This window comes from Microseira wollei NIES-4236 (genome assembly GCF_020521235.1).
Lineage (GTDB): Bacteria > Cyanobacteriota > Cyanobacteriia > Cyanobacteriales > Aerosakkonemataceae > Microseira > Microseira wollei.
In genome coordinates, this window is record NZ_BLAY01000056.1 from 18,932 (window position 1) to 41,231 (window position 22,300).

21 protein-coding genes and 2 pseudogenes are annotated in these 22,300 nt (G+C 46.1%); 12 read left to right on the forward strand and 11 right to left on the reverse strand.

Features of this window, described 5'->3' with window-relative positions; translation table 11 throughout:
* Positions 1-27: 27 nt before the first annotated feature.
* From crtA to petC, 4 genes are all read right to left on the reverse strand, one after another.
* The gene (gene crtA, locus MiSe_RS19180) at positions 28-858 is read right to left on the reverse strand and encodes a cyanoexosortase A (RefSeq protein ID WP_226583731.1); all 831 of its coding nucleotides are present in this window, start codon (positions 856-858) and stop codon (positions 28-30) included.
* A complete protein-coding gene (locus tag MiSe_RS19185) occupies positions 855-1,718 on the reverse strand; it encodes a PFE-CTERM domain-containing protein (protein ID WP_226583733.1) in 864 nt (287 codons plus the stop codon). The genes crtA and MiSe_RS19185 overlap by 4 nt, the downstream gene beginning before the upstream one ends.
* A 557-nt stretch (positions 1,719-2,275) precedes the next feature.
* Complete coding sequence (gene petA, locus MiSe_RS19190; protein WP_226583735.1) at positions 2,276-3,262, reverse strand: cytochrome f; 987 nt, start codon at positions 3,260-3,262, stop codon at positions 2,276-2,278.
* A gap of 110 nt (positions 3,263-3,372) precedes the next feature.
* Positions 3,373-3,912 carry a cytochrome b6-f complex iron-sulfur subunit gene (petC, locus tag MiSe_RS19195; protein WP_226583737.1) on the reverse strand — a complete coding sequence of 180 codons (540 nt, stop codon included), beginning with the start codon at positions 3,910-3,912 and terminating at the stop codon, positions 3,373-3,375.
* A gap of 644 nt (positions 3,913-4,556) precedes the next feature.
* Here petC and MiSe_RS19200 point away from each other — a divergent pair.
* From MiSe_RS19200 to MiSe_RS19210, 3 genes and pseudogenes are all read left to right on the forward strand, one after another.
* Complete coding sequence (locus MiSe_RS19200; protein WP_226583739.1) at positions 4,557-4,874, forward strand: DUF3067 family protein; 318 nt, start codon at positions 4,557-4,559, stop codon at positions 4,872-4,874.
* Between the two features lie 17 nt (positions 4,875-4,891).
* A complete protein-coding gene (menB, locus tag MiSe_RS19205) occupies positions 4,892-5,725 on the forward strand; it encodes a 1,4-dihydroxy-2-naphthoyl-CoA synthase (RefSeq protein WP_226583741.1) in 834 nt (277 codons plus the stop codon).
* 452 nt (positions 5,726-6,177) lie between these two features.
* Positions 6,178-6,398, forward strand: a pseudogene (locus tag MiSe_RS19210) (type II toxin-antitoxin system HicB family antitoxin).
* A gap of 10 nt (positions 6,399-6,408) precedes the next feature.
* Here the strand turns inward: MiSe_RS19210 and MiSe_RS19215 are convergent.
* Positions 6,409-6,966: a type IV pilin-like G/H family protein gene (locus MiSe_RS19215; RefSeq protein WP_226583745.1), complete on the reverse strand. Its 558-nt coding sequence runs from the start codon at positions 6,964-6,966 to the stop codon at positions 6,409-6,411.
* Between the two features lie 313 nt (positions 6,967-7,279).
* On the opposite strand from MiSe_RS19215, the gene MiSe_RS19220 reads away from it, so the two are divergent.
* The 3 genes and pseudogenes from MiSe_RS19220 to MiSe_RS19230 all read left to right on the forward strand — a co-directional run bounded on the left by MiSe_RS19220 (position 7,280) and on the right by MiSe_RS19230 (position 9,158).
* Complete coding sequence (locus MiSe_RS19220; RefSeq protein ID WP_226583805.1) at positions 7,280-7,477, forward strand: hypothetical protein; 198 nt, start codon at positions 7,280-7,282, stop codon at positions 7,475-7,477.
* 2 nt (positions 7,478-7,479) lie between these two features.
* Entirely contained in the window at positions 7,480-7,665 is a 186-nt protein-coding gene (locus tag MiSe_RS52755; protein WP_226583802.1) for a peptidoglycan-binding domain-containing protein, read from the forward strand.
* A 247-nt stretch (positions 7,666-7,912) separates the two neighbouring features.
* A pseudogene (locus MiSe_RS19230) lies at positions 7,913-9,158 on the forward strand (RNA-guided endonuclease InsQ/TnpB family protein).
* A 1-nt stretch (position 9,159) separates the two neighbouring features.
* On the opposite strand, the gene MiSe_RS19235 reads toward MiSe_RS19230, so the two are convergent.
* From MiSe_RS19235 to rpmI, 5 genes are all read right to left on the reverse strand, one after another.
* On the reverse strand, positions 9,160-9,687 hold the full coding sequence (locus tag MiSe_RS19235; protein WP_226583747.1) for a tetratricopeptide repeat protein: 528 nt from the start codon (positions 9,685-9,687) through the stop codon (positions 9,160-9,162).
* 154 nt (positions 9,688-9,841) lie between these two features.
* Positions 9,842-11,047: an RNA-guided endonuclease InsQ/TnpB family protein gene (locus MiSe_RS19240; RefSeq protein ID WP_226583748.1), complete on the reverse strand. Its 1,206-nt coding sequence runs from the start codon at positions 11,045-11,047 to the stop codon at positions 9,842-9,844.
* A 176-nt stretch (positions 11,048-11,223) separates the two neighbouring features.
* Positions 11,224-12,090, reverse strand: coding sequence for a transporter substrate-binding domain-containing protein (locus MiSe_RS19245; RefSeq protein WP_226583749.1), 867 nt, complete (start codon positions 12,088-12,090; stop codon positions 11,224-11,226).
* On the reverse strand, positions 12,087-12,440 hold the full coding sequence (rplT, locus tag MiSe_RS19250) for a 50S ribosomal protein L20 (RefSeq protein ID WP_226583750.1): 354 nt from the start codon (positions 12,438-12,440) through the stop codon (positions 12,087-12,089). Before rplT ends, MiSe_RS19245 begins: the two co-directional genes overlap by 4 nt.
* A 77-nt stretch (positions 12,441-12,517) precedes the next feature.
* The gene (gene rpmI / locus MiSe_RS19255) at positions 12,518-12,715 is read right to left on the reverse strand and encodes a 50S ribosomal protein L35 (RefSeq protein ID WP_226583752.1); all 198 of its coding nucleotides are present in this window, start codon (positions 12,713-12,715) and stop codon (positions 12,518-12,520) included.
* 920 nt (positions 12,716-13,635) lie between these two features.
* On the opposite strand from rpmI, the gene iscB reads away from it, so the two are divergent.
* The 5 genes from iscB to MiSe_RS19280 all read left to right on the forward strand — a co-directional run bounded on the left by iscB (position 13,636) and on the right by MiSe_RS19280 (position 18,880).
* A complete protein-coding gene (gene iscB, locus MiSe_RS19260) occupies positions 13,636-14,910 on the forward strand; it encodes an RNA-guided endonuclease IscB (protein ID WP_226583754.1) in 1,275 nt (424 codons plus the stop codon).
* A 93-nt stretch (positions 14,911-15,003) separates the two neighbouring features.
* Positions 15,004-16,515, forward strand: a complete 1,512-nt coding sequence (locus MiSe_RS19265) for a site-2 protease family protein (protein ID WP_226583756.1) — start codon at positions 15,004-15,006, stop codon at positions 16,513-16,515.
* A 218-nt stretch (positions 16,516-16,733) separates the two neighbouring features.
* The gene (locus MiSe_RS19270) at positions 16,734-17,555 is read left to right on the forward strand and encodes a PIN domain-containing protein (RefSeq protein ID WP_226583758.1); all 822 of its coding nucleotides are present in this window, start codon (positions 16,734-16,736) and stop codon (positions 17,553-17,555) included.
* Positions 17,556-17,566: 11 nt separating this feature from the next.
* The gene (gloA2, locus tag MiSe_RS19275) at positions 17,567-17,953 is read left to right on the forward strand and encodes an SMU1112c/YaeR family gloxylase I-like metalloprotein (RefSeq protein WP_226583769.1); all 387 of its coding nucleotides are present in this window, start codon (positions 17,567-17,569) and stop codon (positions 17,951-17,953) included.
* A gap of 444 nt (positions 17,954-18,397) precedes the next feature.
* Entirely contained in the window at positions 18,398-18,880 is a 483-nt protein-coding gene (locus tag MiSe_RS19280; RefSeq protein ID WP_226583771.1) for a DUF8738 domain-containing protein, read from the forward strand.
* 103 nt (positions 18,881-18,983) lie between these two features.
* On the opposite strand, the gene MiSe_RS19285 is transcribed toward MiSe_RS19280, so the two are convergent.
* On the reverse strand, positions 18,984-21,074 hold the full coding sequence (locus tag MiSe_RS19285) for a glycoside hydrolase family 10-like protein (protein ID WP_226583773.1): 2,091 nt from the start codon (positions 21,072-21,074) through the stop codon (positions 18,984-18,986).
* 123 nt (positions 21,075-21,197) lie between these two features.
* Here MiSe_RS19285 and MiSe_RS19290 point away from each other — a divergent pair, with 123 nt between their 5' ends.
* Complete coding sequence (locus MiSe_RS19290; RefSeq protein WP_226583775.1) at positions 21,198-22,166, forward strand: DUF3616 domain-containing protein; 969 nt, start codon at positions 21,198-21,200, stop codon at positions 22,164-22,166.
* Positions 22,167-22,300: the final 134 nt, after the last annotated feature.

The window sequence follows — 22,300 nt, forward strand, 5'->3', positions numbered from 1 at the left end:
TACCAATTACCTATTACCTATTACCTATTACCTATTACGCCTTAAAGATTGACAAAACCACCAAAAAATCAGCAGGGGAATGGTAGAAAATATCTGAGCATTATCGGAATGCCAGTATTCAAAAGCTGGATAATTGTAAGCAGCTAAAAGTGCCATAATCGCGATCCGAATGCCATTGACAACCATTACAATTAAAACAGCAACTGCGGGAACTAATATTTTTTTTACCTTGTTGGTGGGGTAGGTGGTTAAAAAAAGAATCGCCAGTTGCAGCATCCAAAGCATCGTTAAAACACCCGAACAATTCGGCCCCACCCACGTGGCTTTTTCAGGTAAAATAATTAAATCCCCTTGACGAGTGACTTGAAATCCTACATACCAGAGGATGAAAGTTGAAATCTTAGCCAGGAGCTTGGTAATATGAAAAATCTGATTCACCGGATTGATTAGCAATTCTAGAGGAACCGCTAGAACCAAAAGCAACATTAATTCCTGCCAATATTGCTTTAATCCTTTAATTCCGGAAGCCAAGAGAGTCAGTCCTAAACCTGAAATGAAAGGTAAAAGCCGAATTAAAAAGTCGTAATTGGGCAAGAATGCCTGACTGAAGAAAACAAAAGCAATGAGCAAGGCCCCACTAATTTTGCATAGCAGATTGCTTTCTAAGTTTAAGGTGCTGCGTTTCTGCTTTAATTTGAAGATGATAGCACCAATAAACAAAACGCTGGTGACGACTAAGTTAGTAAGTTTCGCGTCCAAACTGGAATGAAGGTGGAGGGCAATTAAGCCTCCTGCTAGAACTAATAACCAAAATTTTCTGAGTTGAAATTGTTGAACGGGTGCAAGAAAGGTTCTCATTTCTGTTGAGTTTTCAAATGAATAAATCCAGTCCATGCACCCAGAATTAATAAACCAAATGTCGGATTGAAATTGAAAGGAACCGCAGCAGCGGTATTCGTAGAGACAGAAACAGCACCCAGAGTAAAAGTGCCAGATTCTTGTCCGGTATTATCGGCAAAGGATAGGAAATTTCCGATTCTATAGGGATTGAAAGTCCCTAAAGGTGGATCGCTATTTGCCGGATCGAAGCTGTAGCTACGTAGCGCACCAGCTAGACTTCCTGAACCCCAGGAAAGGGTGTAATTATTGCCAACAACTGCGAGTGTATAGTTCGTAGATGCGCTGGTATTAAAATTTGCAGTGTCTCCGGGGGTAAAATCAGCATTCCGACCAATAATAGAATTAGGCTCGAAACCTATTTCAATTCCCGATAAACCATCGCTGCTAGTTACGGTAATACTGAAAGCAGACCGATTAAGAGTATTATCAGTTGAAGAGTTAAGCGCGAGGTTGAAAGTGATACTGTAACCTAGAGTTTGGTCCAGGGTATAGGTTCGGTTGAAAAATTGACCTGTTAAGGGGTTGTAGTTAGCGTAGCCTGCATACTCAGTTGTCGAATTAAAGATATTAGGAGGAGTAAATGCCGTGTCTACCGTTCTGCCACCTGAACCGACTGATTCATAACCCGATGTTGGGTTTGCTGGATCTAAGGATAGAGGAAATCCATTGCCAGCGAGCGCGCCAAATCCCAGCTGACCCTGACTCCCAGGAGAGACGTTAGGATTGCCGTCATAGAGAGTGACTTGTACAGCTTGGGCGCGGCTGACTACTGCAAGCAAACTTAAGCTAACGGTAATAGCGGCTAACGCAGTTTTCACGGTAGTGTTACCCCAGTTTGGGTTTTAAGGCAAGGTTGGCGATCGCTCTGGGAATCCATGCACGTTCTTGCCTACAAGACATCCTCCCAGAGACATAAGATAACAGCCATATTGGCACAAGTTTAGCTGGATGACACCCTTTAAGTTCTAACAAATACCAGGCTCCAGTCTTACCACAAAGAAAACAAAATTACAAGGTCAATAATACTGGCGTTAAAAGTTACTAAGTATGTGGCATAAACCGGGTTTCTGGCAAGGTTTTTGCATAAGATCGCGTCCGGTTAATCCATAGCTTCATATATTGTTGGTTGTAGGGGCGGGTTTTACAGATACAGCGGATTGCTTTTCGAGTCAGGGAAAGCGTTTTCGCTTTGTTTGTATAGCGGCACCGTTAACGGTGCCGCTATACAAACAAAGCCGTACCTCATACGGCTGCAATCCGCTATAATCTGTGCTGCTAACAGATAACTAAAATAAACCCGCCCCCTCGCCTTCCAAACAGCAGAAACCCGGTTTCTTAGAGAAACCGGGTTTCTAGTTTTAGTTTAAACCCAGACTTAGAAATTCATTTCGGCAGCCTGGACTTTTTCGACTTGTTTCTTCTTCAGCACTAACAGCACTTGGGCTAACATAATCGCGGCAATAAATGCCATCAGCCATTGAATCCGAGTAGCGCTTTGCAGAACAATTTCGCCATCATCTTGACCAAATCCACCCACGTTGGGGTTATTGGTCAAAAGTTCGCCAGCAGTTACCGCTTGTCCTTCAGAAACGATCAATTCCGGACCTGCGGGAATGGTTTCGACCACTTCTCCACTATCGGTTTTGATCGTTACCTGATAACCGCCATCTTCATCTTTGGTAATTCCAGTAACGGTACCAGCAGCAGAAGCGTTAAAAGCGTTGTTGTTGGTTTTCTCGCCAGTGGGATAAACTTGACCGCGTCCCCGGTTTGCACCCAAGTGAACGGGATACTTACCGAAGTGGATATTTTTGTCAGTTGCGGGGTTGGGAGAAAGAACGGGGAAGACGATTTCTTGATATTGTTCGCCCGGTAAGGGACCAACAATAATCACGTTATCTTGACCTTCCTTGTAGGTTTGGTAATAGAGTCCCTCAATCTTTTCTTTCATTTCCTCCGGAATGCGGTCTTCCGGAGCAATTTTGAACCCTTCGGGCAACATTAAAACCGCACCGACGTTTAAGCCGCCTTTGGAACCATCGCCCAATACTTGTTGCGCGTTGATGTCGTAGGGAATTTTTACTACGGCTTCAAATACCGTATCGGGGAGAACCGCTTGGGGAATTTCAACTTCAGAGGGTTTGGCAGCGAGGTGACAGTTAGCGCAAACAATGCGTCCCGTAGGTTCGCGGGGGGTTTCGGGGGCAGTTTCCTGCGCCCAGAAAGGATAGGCAGCAGCGGGTTGGGACAGGGATAGACCGCTGGCGAGGAAAATTCCTACTGTGGCGATCGCAAGCAGCAAAGTCCTAGAAATTACCCGCTTGCTACTCTGTACAATCGCCGATAAACAAGCTTTTTTCATCTGCAAATAACAACAATTCCAGTGAACACCGTCAAATCAATAGCTATTGCTAATTGCTAATTGCTAATTGCTAATTGTTCTTGACTATTAGCTATTAGCGATTAGCAATTTTACGCCCACCAGGGGTCTTCGCCCGTGCGGAAGTCGGTTTCTGTCCAAGGTGTAAAGACAACTTTATCGTCTTCCACGTTGGCGTGAACCAGTGCCAAGGATAACGGTGCAGGACCGCGTACCACCTTGCCGGTGCTATCATACTGCGAACCGTGACAAGGACACTTAAACTTGTTTTCGGCAATATTCCAAGGTACGACGCAGCCTAAGTGGGTACAGACTGCGTTGATGCCGTAGTCGGCGATGGATTTATCTTCACCTACCACAATGTAGGTGGGGTCGCCTTTTAGACCTTGGGCGAGGGCGCGATCGCCTGTATTGCGGTTAGTCACAAACTCGCTGGCAATCACATCGTTGCCCAAAGCGTCTTTAGCGGTAACGCCACCCCCAGCACCACCCGACGATGGAGGAATAAAGTACTTCACAACTGGATAAAGCCCACCCAGAGCTGTTCCTGTAATCGTACCAAAGGTCAAAAGGTTCATAAACTGGCGACGCCCCATATCGGGTACATCCGCCGATCCTGAAAGTTGAGCCATAACCTACGCTTAAAACTGTATTTTTGTCAACAACTGCTACGCAGAACCGATCCGTAGTTATGCAAAACTACTTTGTGCAAGACAAAACTTACTCAAATCAAGTATTTCGCTTAACTTGACGTTTGCTTCCTGCTTCAATCAAGGATGACGGCATCTTCTTGTCCACAGGCGTCAATTCCGCGCTTGCCGCACGTACTCGGTGTTTTGGGGCATTTGCCAAATTGTAAGCGTCATTTAAATCGCGATCGATACAAACGTCACACTTACCGCATTGGTAAACACGCTCCTAAAGAGGCATTGGTTGAATATTGCCACATCTTGAGCATGTTTTAGATGAAGCAAACCACCTATCCACCAGTTCTACTCCAGTTCTGCTTCCTGCTTCATTCAAGGGTGTCACCACTTTCTTGTCCACAGGCGTTAGATTTGGGTGTAGCCCACCCTATCTGGCGAGAAACTCACACTTCCTGGCACGTAAGTATGAGGCAAAGGCAAGCTCAAGCTAAAATCTGCCCTAGCAGGCCAGTTGCAACAATCTCTTGAACGAACTGCTACAGCTTTCTCCTGGGTATTATTACATTTTTTGACACCCCTCTCATAATCTAGAGGGACATCGGATCGAAGACTATCTATATTGAAAGGCTATGACGGGATCTGACTTACACCAGTTGTTGCTTTCCAAGTGGGGACGCTCTTACGATATGCAGCTGCGCCGCACTCAGGGCAAGATTTTTGTCCAGGTGATGTGGAAATATCTAGAGCAAGCGTCTTTTCCTCTCAGCGAGGCAGAATATATGGCGCACCTCGATGCCATCGCCAGTTATCTTGTGGCTTTGGGAGCGACAGCCCAAGTGCAAAAATATATTGAACAGACGCGCGAGCGACCCCGCTTGGGCAAAGCGGTTAGCTTTCCCATCGATTTGGGCGATCGCGCATCCGAGTGGATACTAGAAGACATTTGACCTCAAAATCCCCATCTATGCAATTTGAATGGCAAGTCGCCAAAACCTACGAAGATATCCTTTACCACAAAATGGACGGCATCGCCAAAATTACGATTAACCGTCCTCACAAACGCAATGCCTTTCGTCCCAAAACCGTCTTTGAACTCTACGATGCTTTTGCCGATGCCCGCGAAGATACTAGCATCGGTGTATTACTTTTTACCGGCGCTGGCCCGCATACAGATGGGAAATATGCCTTCTGTGCTGGCGGAGATCAAAGCGTGCGAGGAACCGCAGGCTATGTGGGCGATGATGGCGTCCCCCGCCTCAACGTGTTAGATTTGCAACGCTTAATTCGATCGATGCCCAAAGTCGTCATTGCTTTGGTAGCTGGGTATGCGATTGGCGGCGGGCATGTGCTGCATATCCTCTGCGACTTAACTATTGCGGCTGATAATGCTATTTTCGGTCAAACTGGCCCTAAAGTTGGCAGCTTTGATGGAGGATTTGGTGCTAGTTATTTAGCCAGAATTGTCGGTCAAAAAAAGGCACGGGAAATTTGGTATCTCTGTCGCCAATATGATGCAAAACAAGCTTTAGAAATGGGGTTGGTTAACTGCATCGTTCCCGTAGAACAGTTAGAAGAGGAAGGCATTAAATGGGCAAAGGAAATATTAGAAAAAAGTCCAATTGCAATTCGCTGTTTGAAAGCTGCTTTTAACGCCGATTGCGACGGACAAGCGGGTTTGCAAGAACTGGCGGGAAATGCCACTTTGCTTTATTATATGACCGAGGAAGGTGCAGAGGGAAAACAGGCATTTTTGGAAAAACGCCAACCGGATTTTCGCCAATATCCTTGGTTGCCATAGGGACGGAGTGCGAATGCGATCGCTTTGTGGGAAAATATGTGAGCAAGAGCGATCGCATATCAACTCTAACCAAACCTTAAGACTTGGATGAAAAAGCGCAAGCTGCTTGAAAAAGTTTTGTCTGGCTCAAAAAATATCCAGTTCAATGAAATGGTGACGCTGATTTAAGCCTTTGGTTTTTCTCTGTCACGGATGAGAGGGAGCCATCTCTTTAGCCATCCCGAAATACCAGAAATAGTTAATATTCAGCAAAACTTACGCACGCGGGGCCAAAAACAAAGGTGATGCGTCAATCTCGCGACTCTAAACCCAAGATTTTTCGGATCACCTTAGTTTTTTTGCGTAAGTCCTGTTCAGAATAAGAAAGGTCAAGTAACACCGTACCAAGTACGCCAATTTTTGTGACTGATAGAGCAATACAATCTGCAACTGGAGGATGAACCAGAGTCACCATGAAAGACTATCAAATCAACGTCTTTTAAGCGAAGAAGATGACGGCTACATTGCTGATATTCCTGACTTGAAATACTGCTCTGCTTTTGGTTCCACACCAGAAGAAGCCTTGCATGAAGTGCTGATTGCCAAAGCAGCATGGCTTGAGACAGCCAAGGCTGAAGGTAAAACCATTCCTCAGCCTCGATATCGACCTATTATTTATCAGGTTGGAACTTAAAGTTATTTTTTCACTTGGCAATGGGTAATTTAATTTCTGTTGTCCCTACACCGCAGCGCACCGTACCATCCCGGTAGGTTGGCATAGCTGGCATTACATCGGGTTTGCTACCCTCGCACAGGATGGATTGAGTCGCAATTTTAGTTTGTCCTTGCCAAGTTTTTGGTACTAAGAAAACACCGCCGACATAGTTCTTCAAGCCCGGTTTAATCGCAATGCCAAAATGGTAGACAGCTTTAGCCCTAGACCAATCTGAGATGTCTTTAGAATCGCTGTTAACGCCATATTTATAGCTGTCGCTGGGAGATATCTGACTCACCCCAAGTTTTTGCAATGAATTCGTAAAAACTTTGTTTTGCAAATAGTAAGCTTGCTGCGCGCTGTTCATGGCAGAAACCCTAGATCTGGCTTCAGCTTGCCGCGCTGCCATCGTGCTTGGATCGGCATTTGCTGGCAAAGGATTAATTATCAGGAGGGCAAATAAGAAAAATAGACTGCCTGGGTTGAACCCTCTTGTCTGAGGCAGTTTCAGGAAAGATTGCAGGTAAATGGCTGGAATTTTCGTCATTGTCCCTGACTCGCTGATTCTGATAACGAGATTTTAAGCTTTGATCCCGATCCCTGTCCAGATTAACTCGTGCCTGGAACAGCAATATTTTGTAATATTTGTTATATATTTTTACAATTTAGCCTAGGAAAAATTAGCAACGCTCGCAAGTTCAAACAAAAAAATTTTCGCCCCTTAGATACAACAGAGACACAAATCGGTGATAATGAGTCACTACGGTGATACCAGAAAGGCTGAATTTTTGAATTTTTTTAAGGAGTGTGGATAGTGATTGCTAAACTGTTTAAGTCAAGTTCTTTAACCCTTGGGCTGGTTGCAGCTATTTCCGCAACTGGGTTACTCATGGGTAACTTGCCTGCTAACGCTCAAACAAGTTCCTCTCAACGAACAACTCCATCGCCCCAAGCAGCGCCAACTCGTCGTCAACCAGCAAGAAGATCCAACACCGCCCCTAGCCCAAGAGCAACAGGTTCCAACCGCACTGAGCGCCCCAACACAAGCGTTGCCCTAAGATTGGGTAGCCGGGGAGAAACTGTTCGCAAGCTGCAAATGTATTTAAAGAAACGCGGGTTCTTCAAAGGAGAAGTAAATGGTATTTTTGGGCCACGTACCCGTGAAGCGGTGATTGCGTTTCAGCGTGCGAGGGGCATGAGACCAGATGGCGTTGTTGGAGTAAGAACTCTAGCTGCCATGCTGTAAAAAATAGGGCGGGCAATGCCCACCCTATTTTTAACTTAGCAGGCAGGAAGTCCCCCGCCATAGCGACTTTCTTGAGTTTGGCGGTGGGATGAAAGCCGAGTCAGGTGACGAATGCATCCCCGACTGAAACCGACAAATCGTTAGATCAAGGATCGGAGGGGATGTACGAGGAGACGAACAAAAACCCTTGATTGACAATGCTTGTATTGGGTTTTAGAATAAATAGAGATAGCTATAAATAACCTTTGTGCAACATCAAGCCGTCAAAGTCCGAATCTACCCAACGCCTAGCCAAGAACAACAATTGACTCAGGTGTTTGGTTGTTCGCGTTGGTGGTGGAATTTTGCGCTCAATAATTCGTCGATTGAGACTTACAAAGAAAAGAGACTGGTAAAAGCTTGGGGCAAATAGGGCTAAACGCTTTGTTGCCACAACTCAAAAAACAAGAAAAAACCTCATGGTTGGCTGATTGCTATAGTCAGGTATTGCAGTCTACTACTCTAAATTTAGTAACGGCTTATAAAAACTTCTTTGCAGGTAGAGCTAGGTTTCCCAGATTCAAGTCAAAGAAGGGTAAACAGTCAGTTCAATACCCTCAAAACGTCAAGATACTGGTCAATACAATCAAAATCCCTGGTGGAATTGGAGAAGTAAAGGCTAAGATTCATCGACCGATTGAAGCGCAAGTCAAAACAGTTACCATTAGCAAAACCTCTACGGGTAAATAATTTGCATCAATCCTAGTTGAAACTGAGGGTGATAATCCTCAAGTATCAACTAATGGAAAGGTAGTAGGTATAGATTTAGGAATCAAAGATTTTGCGGTAACTCATAATGGAGAGAAGGTATCTAAATACAGCAGTCCCAAGCATCTAGCTAAACATGAGAAAAATCTCAAGCGAAAACAGCAAAAATTAGCACGTAAAAAAGACGGGAGTAACTCAAGACTAAAAGCTAAGAAATTAGCAGCTAAGGTATACGAGCGGGTATCAAACGCACGACAAGATTTCCTACATAAGCTTTCACACAAGCTAGTCAACGAAAACCAAGTTGTAGTAGTAGAGAATCTTCATGGTCATTGCGCATGGTGCAAAATCACAACCTAGCCTTGGCTATATCTGATTGTGGATGGGGAATGTTTACTAATTTTCTAGCCTATAAACTAGAACGCAAAGGCGGGAAGTTAGTAGAAATAAACCGATGGTTCCCTAGTTCCAAGCTCTGTTCTAATTGTTTCTATCAAGTTGATGAAATGCCACTAGATGTACGCGAATGGACTTGTCCCCATTGCGGTACTCGTCACGATCGAGATGGGAACGCCGCTGCCAATATTAGAACAGAAGGAATCAGAATACTACAGACGGATGGAACAGCCGTCTCCGCAGGTGGAGAGGAAGTAAGACCAAAGAAAGGGCGTAAGTCAGTTCTGAGGCATTCCTCCGCGAAGCCTGAAGCCCCCGCCATACCGCATCAAGCGGTTGGCGGTGGGTAGTTCACGTAGTAACCAACCGCTTACGCAAAGACTCTGCACGACGTTTAGCCGTTTGATTGTTTGGCTCGTATTTCAACGCTTCTTCGTAAGTTTGTAATGCCTGAGCGGTTAATTTTTTCCGCTCGTAAGCATGACCGAGATTGTTAAGCCCCGTCACATATTCAGGCCACAGTTTCAAAGCTTCTTTGTAGTTGCGAATTGCCAAGTCGTACTGCTCTTGGGCAAAGTAGGCAAAGCCCAAGCCATTGTAAATCAGGGCAATATTTTCCTTCGCCTCGCCTTCTACATCTTTGAGTGCTTTTTGGAACAGGTTGACCGACTGCACGAATAGTTTTTTATCCAGATAAATGCTGCCGAGTTCGTAATATTCAAGAGCAGTGCCTTTCTCGTTTTTCAGCTTATTTTGCAGCCGCGAGAAGCTACTTTCTACTTTGCGAGTTTTGAGGATCTGGCGAAAAATTATCCAAGCGGTTCCAGACAGTAGTGCCAGCAAGATGGAAAGATAAACAACAGGAAATTGGTTTTCCATAGATTTTTCTATCCGAGCAGATGTAAATTTTTAGTTTGGTTAGGAGTCAGGGATCTGCACTCTCTTGTGACATCCTCCCAACGGTAAATGCTCCTGGCGTCGCATTATACCGTGGGCTTCCTATCTTCACAGATAGGCATTCCTAGATCGGCACTTATCTAGATACGAGATCCAAGGGCAGTACGCCATTACTAGGCAGTTTCCTTTCCCCCCAGTCCAGGGGTACTACATTTTCTAATCCTCGCAATAAAACTACTTGAGCCGCAGCATGGTCGCGATGAGTTTTATAACTACATTCAGGACAAATATGCTCCCTCTCACTCAGAGGTTTAGCAACCGTTGCACCGCATTCAGGACAAGTTTGGCTAGTTCCTCTAGGATTTACCCGTTGGAAATAGCAGCCTCGTTTGAAGCACACCCATTCAAGCAGCGACAGAAATGCTCCAAACGAAGCATCAACACATTCTTTTCTAAGCATCCCTCGGTTGAGTCCTACCGTATTGAGGTCTTCAGCAAAGATAGTTTGTGCCTGGTTGCAAAGGCTATGAGCGGTTTGAAAGTGAAAGTTCTTGCGAGTGTTACCGATATGGTGATGCAATCTGGCTACTTTGATCTGTGCTTTCTCCCAGTTTTGAGAACGCTTCTTTTTTCTTGCTGCTCTGCGTTGCAGCAATCTCAGCTTGCTTTGCAGAGTTTTCAGAAATTTAGGGCGTTCAACTGTATAGCCGTCGCTAGTAGTCAGGAATTTTTCCAGTCCGAGGTCAATCCCAATAGTACGTCCATGAAATGGAACATCGGGAATCGACACATCAGAAGAAATGGTAACAACAACGTACCATTGAGTATTTCTACAGCGAGAGACAACCCGCACCTGCTTAACCGTAAATCCTTCTGGGATTGGTCGATGCAAATTGATTGGCACTGCTCCGATCTTGGGAAGCTTAATCTGGTAGCCAGTGACAGGATTGTTCTTGAATTGTGGAAACACGAAGGATCTAAATTGCCCAAACTTTTTGAATCTCGGAAACCCAAAACCCCTTTTTTGAAAGGCTTCCCAAGTATCGTGCAGTCTACGAACCGTAGTTTGCAGCACTTGAGAATATACTTCTTTCAGCTTTGGATTTTCTTTCTTAGCTTTGGGCAACTGATCTTGCTGACGCTGATAGCTGGGAAACGGCATGTCCGCAGGAATAATATATTCCTGTTTCAAAGAACATCTATCTACCAAACACTTTCTCGACGCCAGCCAATCTTTCAACTCTCTCAAAGCATGGTTGTAAACCTTACGGCAGGTTTCCAACCAATCAAGCATGAGTTGCTGTTGGGTTACGTCAGGATAAATTCGGTAGGTGAAGTTCATTGTCAGCATTTTTTTACTGTAGCACAAGCTGACGGTAAAAACAACGGGGTTGTTTCTGAATCCTGCTGCGCGTTTATTTTTTGGTCGAGGTGTATCCCACCGCCAAAACATCGGCGGTACAAGGGGTAGCCAAGGGTACATCCGCCTGGTTTATGGCGGGGGACTTACCTCGACTTTTAATTTAAAGTATCCCAAGGCAGGCCCCAATAGATCGCCCGTTGCTGTAACCAACCTTCCGCCTTCCAGCGGGAGATCGCATCATTCACCCGCCGCCGCAAGTCATCGTACTGCACTCCTTTGGGCATGACAACGCATAGCGGTTCTGCGGATAATAACCTTGGCAGCAAGCGATACTGGGGATATTCTTGTACCCAGCCGGTGAGGACGCTGGCATCGGCGGCAAACGCCGCAGCACCCCCCGACTCTAATAGACTCCGCGCTTCTTGGTAAGAATTTACTCCCACCAATTCGGCTTTCGGTAAGGCATACCGCACTTTAGCAATCGTACTCGAACCATTTAATACGGCAACGGTTCTCGTTTCCACATCTCCCAGGCGCTGCACCGATGTATCTTTAGTGACTAAAGCGATGCCATCCATGTAGTAAGGAATGCTGAAACTGACGATGCGCGATCGCATTGGCGTTGCGGTTACCCTGGCAATGGTTAAATCCACTTTGCCTTCTAATACAACGGTTAGGCGATCGCGGTTTGCTACTGGCTTCCACCTTACCGCATCGGCACTGCCTAACAATTCTGCCGCCAATCGTCGCGCCAGATCGATTTCTAAGCCTTGCAGGTTGCTGGTTTCGTCTCGAAAACCCAACGGGCGCAAATTATCTTTTACCGCAACAATTAAATAGCCCCGCTGCTGAATTTCTGGCAGAAAGGCTGCACGGGCAGAAAAGGTAAAAGGTAATAGGTAAAAAGCCAAACCAACAACCCCGTAACGGAAAAGCGCGGATGTCGCTGATGAGAGGAGGACTCTTGTCCTCACTACGAACTCATCGGTTACATCCGCTACATCATCCGTTGTCAGTTTCATTTAGCAGAATTTGCCAATTCCACAACTTTGGTAAAGCTGTCTGGATCGAGGACAGCCATTTGCGCCAGCATCTTGCGGTTGATTTCGACCTTCACTTTCTTGAGCTTGCCCATAAATTGACTGTAGCTCATGCCGTGTTGGTGCGCGGCGGCGTTAATGCGAGCGATCCAAAGACGACGGAAGTCGCGCTTGCGTTTTTTGCGATCGCGATACGCATTCCGCAGCGCCTTCATTACCTGTTGGTTAGCCGTGCGGAACAGCGTTGAGTGGGATCCGCGAAATCCTTTTGCCAGTTTGAGAATTTTCTTGCGGCGTTTGCGAGCAACGTTACCGCGTTTTACCCTTGTCATAGTTAGTTGTCAGTTGTCTCTGGTAATTGGTAATCGGTAATTGCTAATGGGTAAGAGCTAGTTGACTTATGACCCATTTACAAATAAGGCAGCATCAAGCTCACGTTTTCTGCATCCCGTTCGTCCACTACCGCCATCTTGGACAGACGACGCTTGCGCGTAGAGCTTTTATGCTGGAGCAAGTGGTTTTTGAACGATTTACGGCGCACAATCTTGCCGCTGCCAGTCGCTCTAAAGCGCTTTGCCGCCGATTTACGAGTTTTTAGCTTTGGCATATCCTGACTTTAATTCGACACGATCTCCTATCTTACCACTATCTGGTTTGTCAAGACAAATTTTGACCCTGGCAGGGAGCAATCGCAGCGCCAGCTTTACCCAAACTTCACAAAAGTCATAAATTTAAGTATTTGCACTGGATTGCCGCAAATACCGCTAATTCAGTAATTCTGCTGATAAAATTGGATGATGACATCGGATTACGATCAATTGTTTGATGAAGATTCAGTAAAAGGACTGGTCATTCCCAGATCGGATATGCCAGTATAGACACAACAAGGACAGAATAAGAAACGCCAGTTAAGTAAATTCAACATCGACGGCAAATGACGATAAGATAAAAATTAGCAGCTTTTTGTTGTACTGCTGTGCTAAGTTAGGCAAATTATACAGCCACAGCCTACAAGTAAAAACAGATTTCCAATACCTGGATTCCCCCCAGGCTTGGAACATTACCCGGTAGAGTCGAGAGGAGCGATATTGATTCTACCGGGTTTTTCTTATGGATACTGCTCTATCCCGTGGGGGAAGATAAAAAACAAATTTTTGCGGCACGGGACTTTGGCACCGGGAAAGGGGTAAAAACGGAATATGCCAGGATGCCCGATTCCCTGGGTACAAAAACGGCGCTCCTCGCCGTATGCTTGGCAATTATGGCCTGACTCGGTTGGGCAAATTAAACTGGTGGAGTCAGCAACGCCGCTCTCCCATAGACGGGGCAAGAGGCGACTCGTTTAGCCCTAGCTGACCAGACTGCTCGTTGAGGGCAAGAGTTAAAGACCTACTTCAGGATGCTTGCTAGTCCTGAACTCTAGAACCTCACGATTAAACAGGTTTATGGGTTAAACCAGTGTCGTTTGGATAGTACCGACCCTAAACAAAGGCGCGCGCCAACTTTACCTGTAAAAAGGATGCAGCAATGCAAAATTACGTATTCGTTGTTGACCAAAACTTTCAACCTCTCAACCCAATCCCTCCAGCACGAGCGAGGGAATTGTTGACAAAACAGAAAGCTGCTGTGTTCAGAATGTATCCTTTCACCATCATTTTGAAACATGTAGTTTTGACCCCAACACCAAAGCCATTAACCATCAAACTAGACGCTGGTAGCAGATTTACTGGAATTGCCATCGGTGATGACAACAAAGTTATCTGGTGTGCCGAGTTGGAACACAAAGGATGGCAAATCAAAGATTCTTTGGCATCTAGACGGTCGCTACGTTGTAGTCGTCGTAATCGCAAAACTCGATATCGCCAACCAGGTTTTGATCGCCGCAAGCGGAAAGAGGGGTGGCTACCTCCATCGTTAATGCATCGCGTTCTCACTGTTGAGACTTGGGTAAAACGGCTTTGTCGGTATGCACCCATCACTCAAATAGCAATGGATTTAGTTAAATTCGATACCCAAAAACTCCAAAACCCAGAAATTGAAGCTGTGGAATACCAGCAGGGGGAGTTGGCAGGTTACGAGGTGAGGGAATATCTTCTGGAGAAATGGGGACGTAAATGCGCCTATTGCGACTCTGAAGGCGTTCCACTCCAGATTGAACACATTCACCCACGCGCTAAAGGTGGTACTAACCGAGTATCCAACCTCACTCTCAGTTGTGAGAAATGCAACTTAAAAAAAGAAACAAAGTCTGTAGAAGAGTTCTTGAAAAAGGACGGCGCGAGATTGGAGAATATTAAACGTCAAGCGAAAACTCCATTAAAGGATGCATCTGCTGTGAACTCGACTTGGTGGGCATTGTTCCATACATTAAAAAGTATCTTACCCACAAATACGGGAACTGGGGGACAAACTAAGTACAACCGAACAAGATTTGAGCTACCCAAGCAACATTGGATTGATGCCGCCTGTGTCGGAAGTATTGACAGCATAAAGTTACTAACCCAGCAGCCGTTGCGAATTAAGTGTACTGGTTGGGGAACTCGTCAAATCTGCGGCACTGACCGCTACGGTTTTCCTACTCGTCACCGCGAACGTAAACAGGTTCATTTTGGTTTCAGGACTGGTAATATCGTCAAAGCTGTTGTCACTTCCGGGAAAAAAGTAGGTGAATACGTAGGGCGCTTACTGTGCCGTAAAACGGGAAGCTTTGATATTGCCACGAATACAGGCCGCGTAACTGGCATTAGTCATAGGTTTTGTAAATCAATTCATCAAAAAGATGGCTACTCTTATGCTTTTTAAATCAAGACGGCTTCTTAAACTGCCCCAGTCGAGTTTCCTCCCTGGTCTTTTGACACAGGGCTTCCACACTCCCAAGGAGGCTTAGGTGAGGCAATGTTTACTGTAACGGAAACCTCTGTAATTGTACTGATATTACTCGCAGCTGTCGGTATATTAGGTTGGGGATTCTATCGATCTCAACCTTTTGGTAAGCTGGGAATCCTAGCTTGGCTACAATCCGTAGTGCTGATGGCACCTTGGCTGTTGTTCTTTGGATTATTCGCCGCCGGGGTTTATCTCAACCTAGTCAGCATCCTGTTTTTGTTGGTCGCTTCAGCGGGATTGTATATTTTCCTGGGAAATCAACTGCGCGCCGCAGCTAAGGATGCACAGCTGCAAAAGCCAACTTCAGCGGTGGAGAATGGCAACGAAATCCCCAAGGAAGCAGCGCCACAGTCGGAAAACACACCAAACGCGCCACCAGAATTACCCCAGATTCCGACCATAGAAGTGCTGTCGATTCCCGATGAAGATCTCAAGACGATTCAAGGAATATTCGGCATCGATACGTTCTTTGCTACCGAAACGATTCCCTATCAAGAAGGAGCTATCTTTAAAGGTAACCTGCGGGGGGAAGCTCAAGCCGTCCACACCAGGTTGTCAGCAGCTTTAAACTCGCGACTCGGCGATCGCTACCGGCTATTTTTAGTCGAAAATCAGGATGAAAAGCCGGTCTTTGTCGTCTTACCCAGTCGCAACGACCCAAAATCCTCAACCATCCCCCAAAAAGTCCTAGCAATTATACTGTTGCTGGCAACGATCGCTACCTGTTTCGAGGCAGCAGGGATACTGATGGGCTTCGATTTCTTTAACAACTTGAATCGGTATAACGATGCTTTGCCCATCGCTGCTGGCTTTTTAGCGGTTTTAGCTGCCCACGAAATCGGACATTGGCTGCTAGCATTGCGTCACAATATCCGCCTCAGTTTACCTTACTTTATTCCTACCTGGCAGCTTGGCTCGTTTGGCGCTATCACTCGCTTTGAGTCGCTGCTACCTAACCGCAACGTTCTGTTCGATATTGCCTTTGCTGGACCCGCAGCGGGTGGGATTGTTTCCCTGTCTATGCTGGTTATTGGTTTATCCCTGTCCCATCCAGGCAGTTTCTTTCAAATACCCGCTCAATTTTTCTCCGGCTCGATTTTAGTGGGAAGTTTGGCGCGGGTGGTTTTAGGTTCTGCGTTGCAGCAGCCAATAGTTGACGTTCACCCGCTAACGGTGATTGGTTGGCTAGGATTGGTGATTACGGCGATAAACTTAATGCCAGCGGGGCAATTAGACGGAGGTCGAATTGTTCAGGCAATCTACGGACGCCAAATTGCTTCCCGTGCGGGGGTGGCGACGTTAATTGTCTTAGCGATCGCCACCCTAGCCAATCCCCTTGCCCTATACTGGGCAATTGTAATTGTGTTCTTACAGCGGGATCTGGAAAGACCCTGTTTGAACGACATTACAGAACCCGACGACGCACGCGCCGCCTTGGGTTTGTTGGCGCTATTTTTGATGCTGGTGACGCTAATTCCCTTAAGCCCCGGATTAGCTGGTCGTCTGGGTATTGGCGGCTGATGGATTGTCAGTGGTAATGGGTAATAGGTAATGGGTAATGGGTAATTGCTAATTGCTAATTGCTAATTGCTAATTGCTAATTGCTAATTGCTTTTACCTATTACCTATTACCCAATCTAAAATTTGCTAATTGGTAACTGATTTTTCCCATTACCGATTACCGATTACCCATTACCAAATCTAAAATCTAAAATCTAAAATCTAAAATTATGAAGGTTATGGCTACAAACCCGCCGGTTTTAATTGTTTTAGACCTGAGTACGTTGATGGGCAGCAGCACTCGCGAATGGCAGGATTACTCGCGGGTGGGTTCTTGCTACTTGCCCCAAGTCGTTTATGAGGAAATAGAATTTCTCTCTAGCCGCGCCCCAGAACCGGATTTGGAAACAACTGCCAGAGAATTCCTGCGCTTTTTCCCGAACAGCGGCTGGCAATTGACGAATGCGAATGCTTCCCATCCCGCGCTGACGCCTCCCCCAGGTCAAGCCTTGAGCAAACAAGCTCGACTGTCCCTGGCTGTCGCCCAGTGTGCCTATGGTTTGTCTGGGGAACGTGCGGGGGAATTGGTTGTTTTGGTTTCCACCCTGCAGCAGCTATTACAACGGCTGGGCGCGTTGCCAAGTCCTAATCTATGCGGGATCGCTCCGGCAGCACTGTTGCAGTGGGCGCGCACGGGACAAAAACCCCCGGCGGTGACCCAGGTGGGGGCTACAATTCGGGCAGCTTCGACCCCTGTCATCCCAGCGACAGCTAGCAAACCTGTATCACCAATACCGAAAGCGGCAAGTTCTACCCCCATGAGTGGTCCTGCGTCGGCGGCGCGGACGCCTGCATCGAGTTCCAGACGCAATTCTGGCGGGATGGGCGCTTTATCTGGACTGATTGCTAGCGTGTTAGCTTTGGTAGGGTTAGCGATCGCAGGTGGCTTCGCTTGGCGAGCCATCCAACCTACCAGTTTTGACAAATTCTGGCAACAATTGGGTCTACCTGCACTCCCCGGTCAACAACCCGCCCAAAAACCCAAACCCGTGAAACAATAACACTTCCCCATATGCAAACGACAGGCATCCACCACGTTGCTATAATTTGCTCTGATTATGAAAAATCTAAGCAATTTTATGTGGAAATTTTGGGATTTTCCATTATCCAAGAAACCTTTAGGGCTGAAAGAAATTCTTATAAATTAGATTTAAAAGTTGGCAACAACGACCAAATTGAATTATTTTCATTTCCCAATCCCCCTCAAAGAGTCAATAACCCCGAAGCTTGTGGATTGAGGCATTTATCCTTTGCAGTTGAAGATATCGAGCGAGCCGTTGCCGAGTTAAAATCTCACGGGGTCTTTATAGAAACTATAAGAATTGATGAAATTACGGGCAAGCGCTTTACTTTTTTCAAAGACCCAGACGGCTTGCCTCTAGAAATATACGAGAATTAGAGGGAAAAAAGAAGTTTTATCAAATTGAACTATAAAAGAACAATGAAGTCCCTCCTCCTCTCCCATAAATGAGTAAGTAATCAGATCGAGCAGAATTCAGTATTTTCCTCGTTTAAAAATATCCGACAAAGCAGCAAATTAGTTATTGAGGAAGCCTGAGCGAGTTCTGAGCAAGAAGAATTCTTGACAGAACAAAGATCTAATTGCAAATATCTCCTATGTAATTGCCCTAGGCTGGTCGCGCAGCTGCGATCGTGTGCTATCAGGCACATTCCTGGGATAGATAAATGGCTCTTATTCCTGGATACAGGAACTTTTTGAAAGCCAGCAAAATCTTACGTTCTGTAAACAATTGGCAAAATTTCCGGTTACTTTCAGTACTGGATAGTATCAACAAACAATTATTAACCTTTTAGCCCAGACGAAGCATTGGCGAGGCTAGCTATGGAAAAAATTACTGCAACTGGTTTAACCGCAACAACCCCAAATCAAACAGAAAAGCAGCCGCGTCCTTTTGTATTAGCTTTGCTACTGACCGGAATTTTATACTTTGGTGTCAAACCAACGCTGCCTAGCAAATCTAACGTTTTGGCGATTGGGTCTGCCGAAACAACTACAACCGTATCAGAACCCATTACTAATGCGGTTTTGCAGCACTTGTCCGTGCAGTCGGGGTTGCCAATGTCTGCACTTTATATTGTCGAGGCTCAACGGTTAACTTGGCGCGATCGCTGTCTGGGTTTAGCTGAGTCTGGTTTATCCTGTACCCCCGCATCCGTCCCTGGATGGCGTTTAACCGTAGCCAGTGGCAAGCAACGCTGGTTCTATCGCACCGATGCTGCGGGTGAGGTGGTTATCCCGGAACAGAATACAACCTTACCCAACCAAAATATCCCAGAAGCAGCGATCGCGCGCAATTTTAGATAGGCTAATGGCTAATAGCTAATGGCTAATGGTAGATCCGGGAAATATTCCCAGGAGCAATTAGCCATTAGCGATTAGCTATTTTAGCCAGTTGAGTTATTACCGATTACCGTTGTGACACAATAGCAGGTCGCTTGACTGGTTCTGGGAACAGGGATGCGATTGCATTCTGACGTTGGGCGGACGGTTCTTGGGTTAAAGTCCACAAGCTTTCGTAGAAAAAGAACGATATTCCAGAAAAATTGCGCTCGCGCACGGTTTCTACTTGCTGTTGGATCTGGGGAATTGCCACAAACCGGGGTTTCACCCCAGTCATTATACCGACACCTACGGGAATGCGCTGCCGTGCCGAAAGCACTTCCGGTTGTTCCAATTCCCCGATAAACCGCGCAATATCATCGCGATACACCTGCAAGATTAATTCATCGATCAATCCTTGCTTATCCCAAGTTTCCCAATCGGTTAAAAAGAATTCGTAAGAAAATCTTTGAGGATTGGGAGATACTGAAACGATCGCGTTGGGTAGGCGCTCTTTAATACCTCGGTAAATTCGCTGCATGTACTGGGTAATTTTATCAGCCCGCCAGCGCAGCCATTCCGGGTCTTTAAAATTTTCTGGGGGAGATTGACCGTTGTGTTCTTGCTGATACAGCGCCACTGTAAATGGGTCGTAACCCAACTCAGAGGGAAAGCCGAAATGGTCATCAAATTGAATTCCGTCGATATCGTATTTGGTGACAAGTTCCAGGACTAAATCTTCGATGAATTGCTGCACATCTGGACGGAAAGGATTGAGCCAAACCCGGTCGTGGCGGCCTTCTTTCCAAATTTGTGTACCGTCGCTGCGGGAAAGAATCCAGTTGGGATAGCGTTGGGCTAATTCCGAATCCGCCGGTGCCATGAAACCAAATTCAAACCAGGGAATTACAGTCATGCCTTTTTTATGACCCTGGTCGATAATTTCTTTAAGGATATCGCGCCCGCGCAAGCCAATTTCCGGGTCAAGCGATCGCCCGATTGTCCCCCTCGCTACCGCACTCGGATAAAGCGTGTAACCCCAATTCCAAACCGTGGGATATACAGTATTCAAATGCAACTTGTGCAGGCGTTCCAAGGCGCGGGAAAGCCGCGAGGGCGAAAACAACACGTCGCTATCAATATTCGTCAGCCAAACACCCCGGATCTCCTCTGTAGGCATTTTCCGTGGTGTTGGTACTGTTGCTGCTTCCCCTGTAGGCGGGGGTGGTGGCGTTGCGATCGTTACCGATGCTTCCCCTGTAGGCGGGGGTGGTGGCGTTGCGATCGTTACCGATGCTTCCCCTGTAGGCGGGGGTGGTGGCGTTGCGATCGTTACCGATGCTTCCTCTGTAGGCGGGGGTGGTGGCGTTGTTGGCACCGCTGGTACGGTAGGCGGGGGTGTTGGCGTTGTTGGCGTTGCCTCTGGAGATGGGAGTGCCTCCGGCGTGCCAAGTTTAGCAATATACTGGTCAGGCACAACACCAGAAATTCCCATTGCCTGACACAAGGAAGCCGCTACCTCGCCGCGATTTGCCAGTTGACTGGGTTTGAAGCTGCGGACATCCGGGTAATTGACCACGAGTTCCTTTTCTATGGCAGCTGCGATCGCATTGCGCGCATAGTTAGAAATATCTTGAGCATCCTCAAACACCCCATCCAGCATTTCAGCAGGTGGTTGACTAGGCGTATACTTTAACCCACTCGCCAAAGCGACTAATACTTGTTCGCGGGTAATCTTTAAATTTGGGTTAAAAGTCCGCCCAATATAACCCGAAAGAAAACCCGTTCGATAGGCGCTGCCAATTGCCTCCACCGCCCAATAATTAGACGGAATATCGACAAATCTCATCGGATCGCGAACAGGAGTTACATTGGGGAAAGCCTTAGCGATTGATGTCGCAAATTCAGCCCGCGTTACTGGATTGCTAGGTTTAAAACTACCATCCGGGTAACCGCTAATTATCTCTCGCCGGACTAATTCTTCAATACAAGGTTGCGCCCAATGTCCTTGAATATCGTTCAATCCCGTCTGCGCTAAAGCCTGAGTTAGCAAGACGGAGATTATCATGCTAAGGGCAGCTAGGAAGGCAAGCCAAGCCTTACCCTTAAAGGTGCGGCGAAACCAGAACAGCGCGTCTGCCCAAGTTGTAAAAAGGTTGTTAACCAACTGTTTTAACATCTGCCCAACTGTGGATGTGCCAAAATTAACGCAAGTATACAATTATGGGCATGATGATGGAACAGATTCAGGGTTAAAATCGGAACGCTGGGAGCATTACGCTCAAAGTGGGAGGATATAACAATGGAAAAATTAAGATTCACCTGCGAAAATGAATTAAAGCATTTTGGCGCCTGCGATGCTTCGGGTTCTGTGGCTCTATTCGATACAAAATATTTGGTAGTCGCGAATGATGAAGACAATATTTTAAGAGTTTATGACTCAACCTCTTCGGGAAAACCGCTCGCATCAATCGACATCAACAACTATTTTACAAATAACCCCAAAGGCAGGGAAGTAGATATTGAAGCCGCAACTATCCTAAATGGAACAATTTACTATATTACCTCACATGGCAGAAACAAGAATGCCAAAGAAAGACCAGAACGCCGTAACTTTTTTGCCAATCAGTTTGCCGTTGAAGGTGAAAGTTTTTCCGCTCACCAATTTGGGCATTCTTACTCGAACCTTTTAGAAGATATGAGGCAAGATGAAAGACTTAAAAAGTCTAAACTGGAAGCAGCTGAAAAATTAGCTCCAAAAGAAAAGGGGGCGTTAAATATTGAGGGACTGTGTACCACACCAGACAAACAATTATTAATTGGATTCCGCAATCCGATTCGAGAAGGTAAAGCGCTGGTAGTGCCTCTGGAAAATCCGGAAGCTCTTGTGCAAAAAGAAGATATCTCTGCCAAATTTGGAGAGCCAATAGACCTGGATTTAGGTGGGTTGGGGATCAGGAGTATCGAATACTGGGAAAGCCACGAACTATACATTATAGCTGCAGGAGCTTATCACAGCGGTGATGAATTCAGATTTTATCAATGGTCGGGAAATCGAGAGCAAAAGCCAGAAGTAATAGAAATTGTTGATTTACCGCCAGGGTTTAATCCAGAGGCAATTGTAATCTATCCAAATCTAGACAACAAATTTCAAATCCTCAGCGATGATGGAAGCGTCAAACGGGAAGGCGAAACTCCATGTAAAGACTTGCCGCCAGAAAGCGAGCAAAAATTCTTTAGAAGCGTCTGGGTAAACGTTGAAATATTGTAAAAAATCGGCGGCTAATGGCTAATGGCTAATGGCTAATGTAAGGATATGAGTAAGCTCGCAATTAGCTGTAGGGGCGGGTTTTACCAACCAATCCGCGCCAACACCAAAGTTTCTCTGAAAAATCGTTGATTTGT

What these genes read in the sequence shown, in the direction of transcription:
- crtA (WP_226583731.1), bottom strand. Translation starts at nt 858, where the DNA reads ATGAGAACCTTTCTTGCACCCGTTCAACAATTTCAACTCAGAAAATTT.
- petA (WP_226583735.1), bottom strand. Translation starts at nt 3,262, where the DNA reads ATGAAAAAAGCTTGTTTATCGGCGATTGTACAGAGTAGCAAGCGGGTA.
- petC (WP_226583737.1), bottom strand. Translation starts at nt 3,912, where the DNA reads ATGGCTCAACTTTCAGGATCGGCGGATGTACCCGATATGGGGCGTCGC.
- MiSe_RS19200 (WP_226583739.1), top strand. Translation starts at nt 4,557, where the DNA reads ATGACGGGATCTGACTTACACCAGTTGTTGCTTTCCAAGTGGGGACGC.
- menB (WP_226583741.1), top strand. Translation starts at nt 4,892, where the DNA reads ATGCAATTTGAATGGCAAGTCGCCAAAACCTACGAAGATATCCTTTAC.
- MiSe_RS19215 (WP_226583745.1), bottom strand. Translation starts at nt 6,966, where the DNA reads ATGACGAAAATTCCAGCCATTTACCTGCAATCTTTCCTGAAACTGCCT.
- MiSe_RS19235 (WP_226583747.1), bottom strand. Translation starts at nt 9,687, where the DNA reads ATGGAAAACCAATTTCCTGTTGTTTATCTTTCCATCTTGCTGGCACTA.
- MiSe_RS19240 (WP_226583748.1), bottom strand. Translation starts at nt 11,047, where the DNA reads ATGAACTTCACCTACCGAATTTATCCTGACGTAACCCAACAGCAACTC.
- MiSe_RS19245 (WP_226583749.1), bottom strand. Translation starts at nt 12,090, where the DNA reads ATGAAACTGACAACGGATGATGTAGCGGATGTAACCGATGAGTTCGTA.
- rplT (WP_226583750.1), bottom strand. Translation starts at nt 12,440, where the DNA reads ATGACAAGGGTAAAACGCGGTAACGTTGCTCGCAAACGCCGCAAGAAA.
- rpmI (WP_226583752.1), bottom strand. Translation starts at nt 12,715, where the DNA reads ATGCCAAAGCTAAAAACTCGTAAATCGGCGGCAAAGCGCTTTAGAGCG.
- iscB (WP_226583754.1), top strand. Translation starts at nt 13,636, where the DNA reads ATGCAAAATTACGTATTCGTTGTTGACCAAAACTTTCAACCTCTCAAC.
- MiSe_RS19265 (WP_226583756.1), top strand. Translation starts at nt 15,004, where the DNA reads ATGTTTACTGTAACGGAAACCTCTGTAATTGTACTGATATTACTCGCA.
- MiSe_RS19270 (WP_226583758.1), top strand. Translation starts at nt 16,734, where the DNA reads ATGGCTACAAACCCGCCGGTTTTAATTGTTTTAGACCTGAGTACGTTG.
- gloA2 (WP_226583769.1), top strand. Translation starts at nt 17,567, where the DNA reads ATGCAAACGACAGGCATCCACCACGTTGCTATAATTTGCTCTGATTAT.
- MiSe_RS19280 (WP_226583771.1), top strand. Translation starts at nt 18,398, where the DNA reads ATGGAAAAAATTACTGCAACTGGTTTAACCGCAACAACCCCAAATCAA.
- MiSe_RS19285 (WP_226583773.1), bottom strand. Translation starts at nt 21,074, where the DNA reads ATGTTAAAACAGTTGGTTAACAACCTTTTTACAACTTGGGCAGACGCG.
- MiSe_RS19290 (WP_226583775.1), top strand. Translation starts at nt 21,198, where the DNA reads ATGGAAAAATTAAGATTCACCTGCGAAAATGAATTAAAGCATTTTGGC.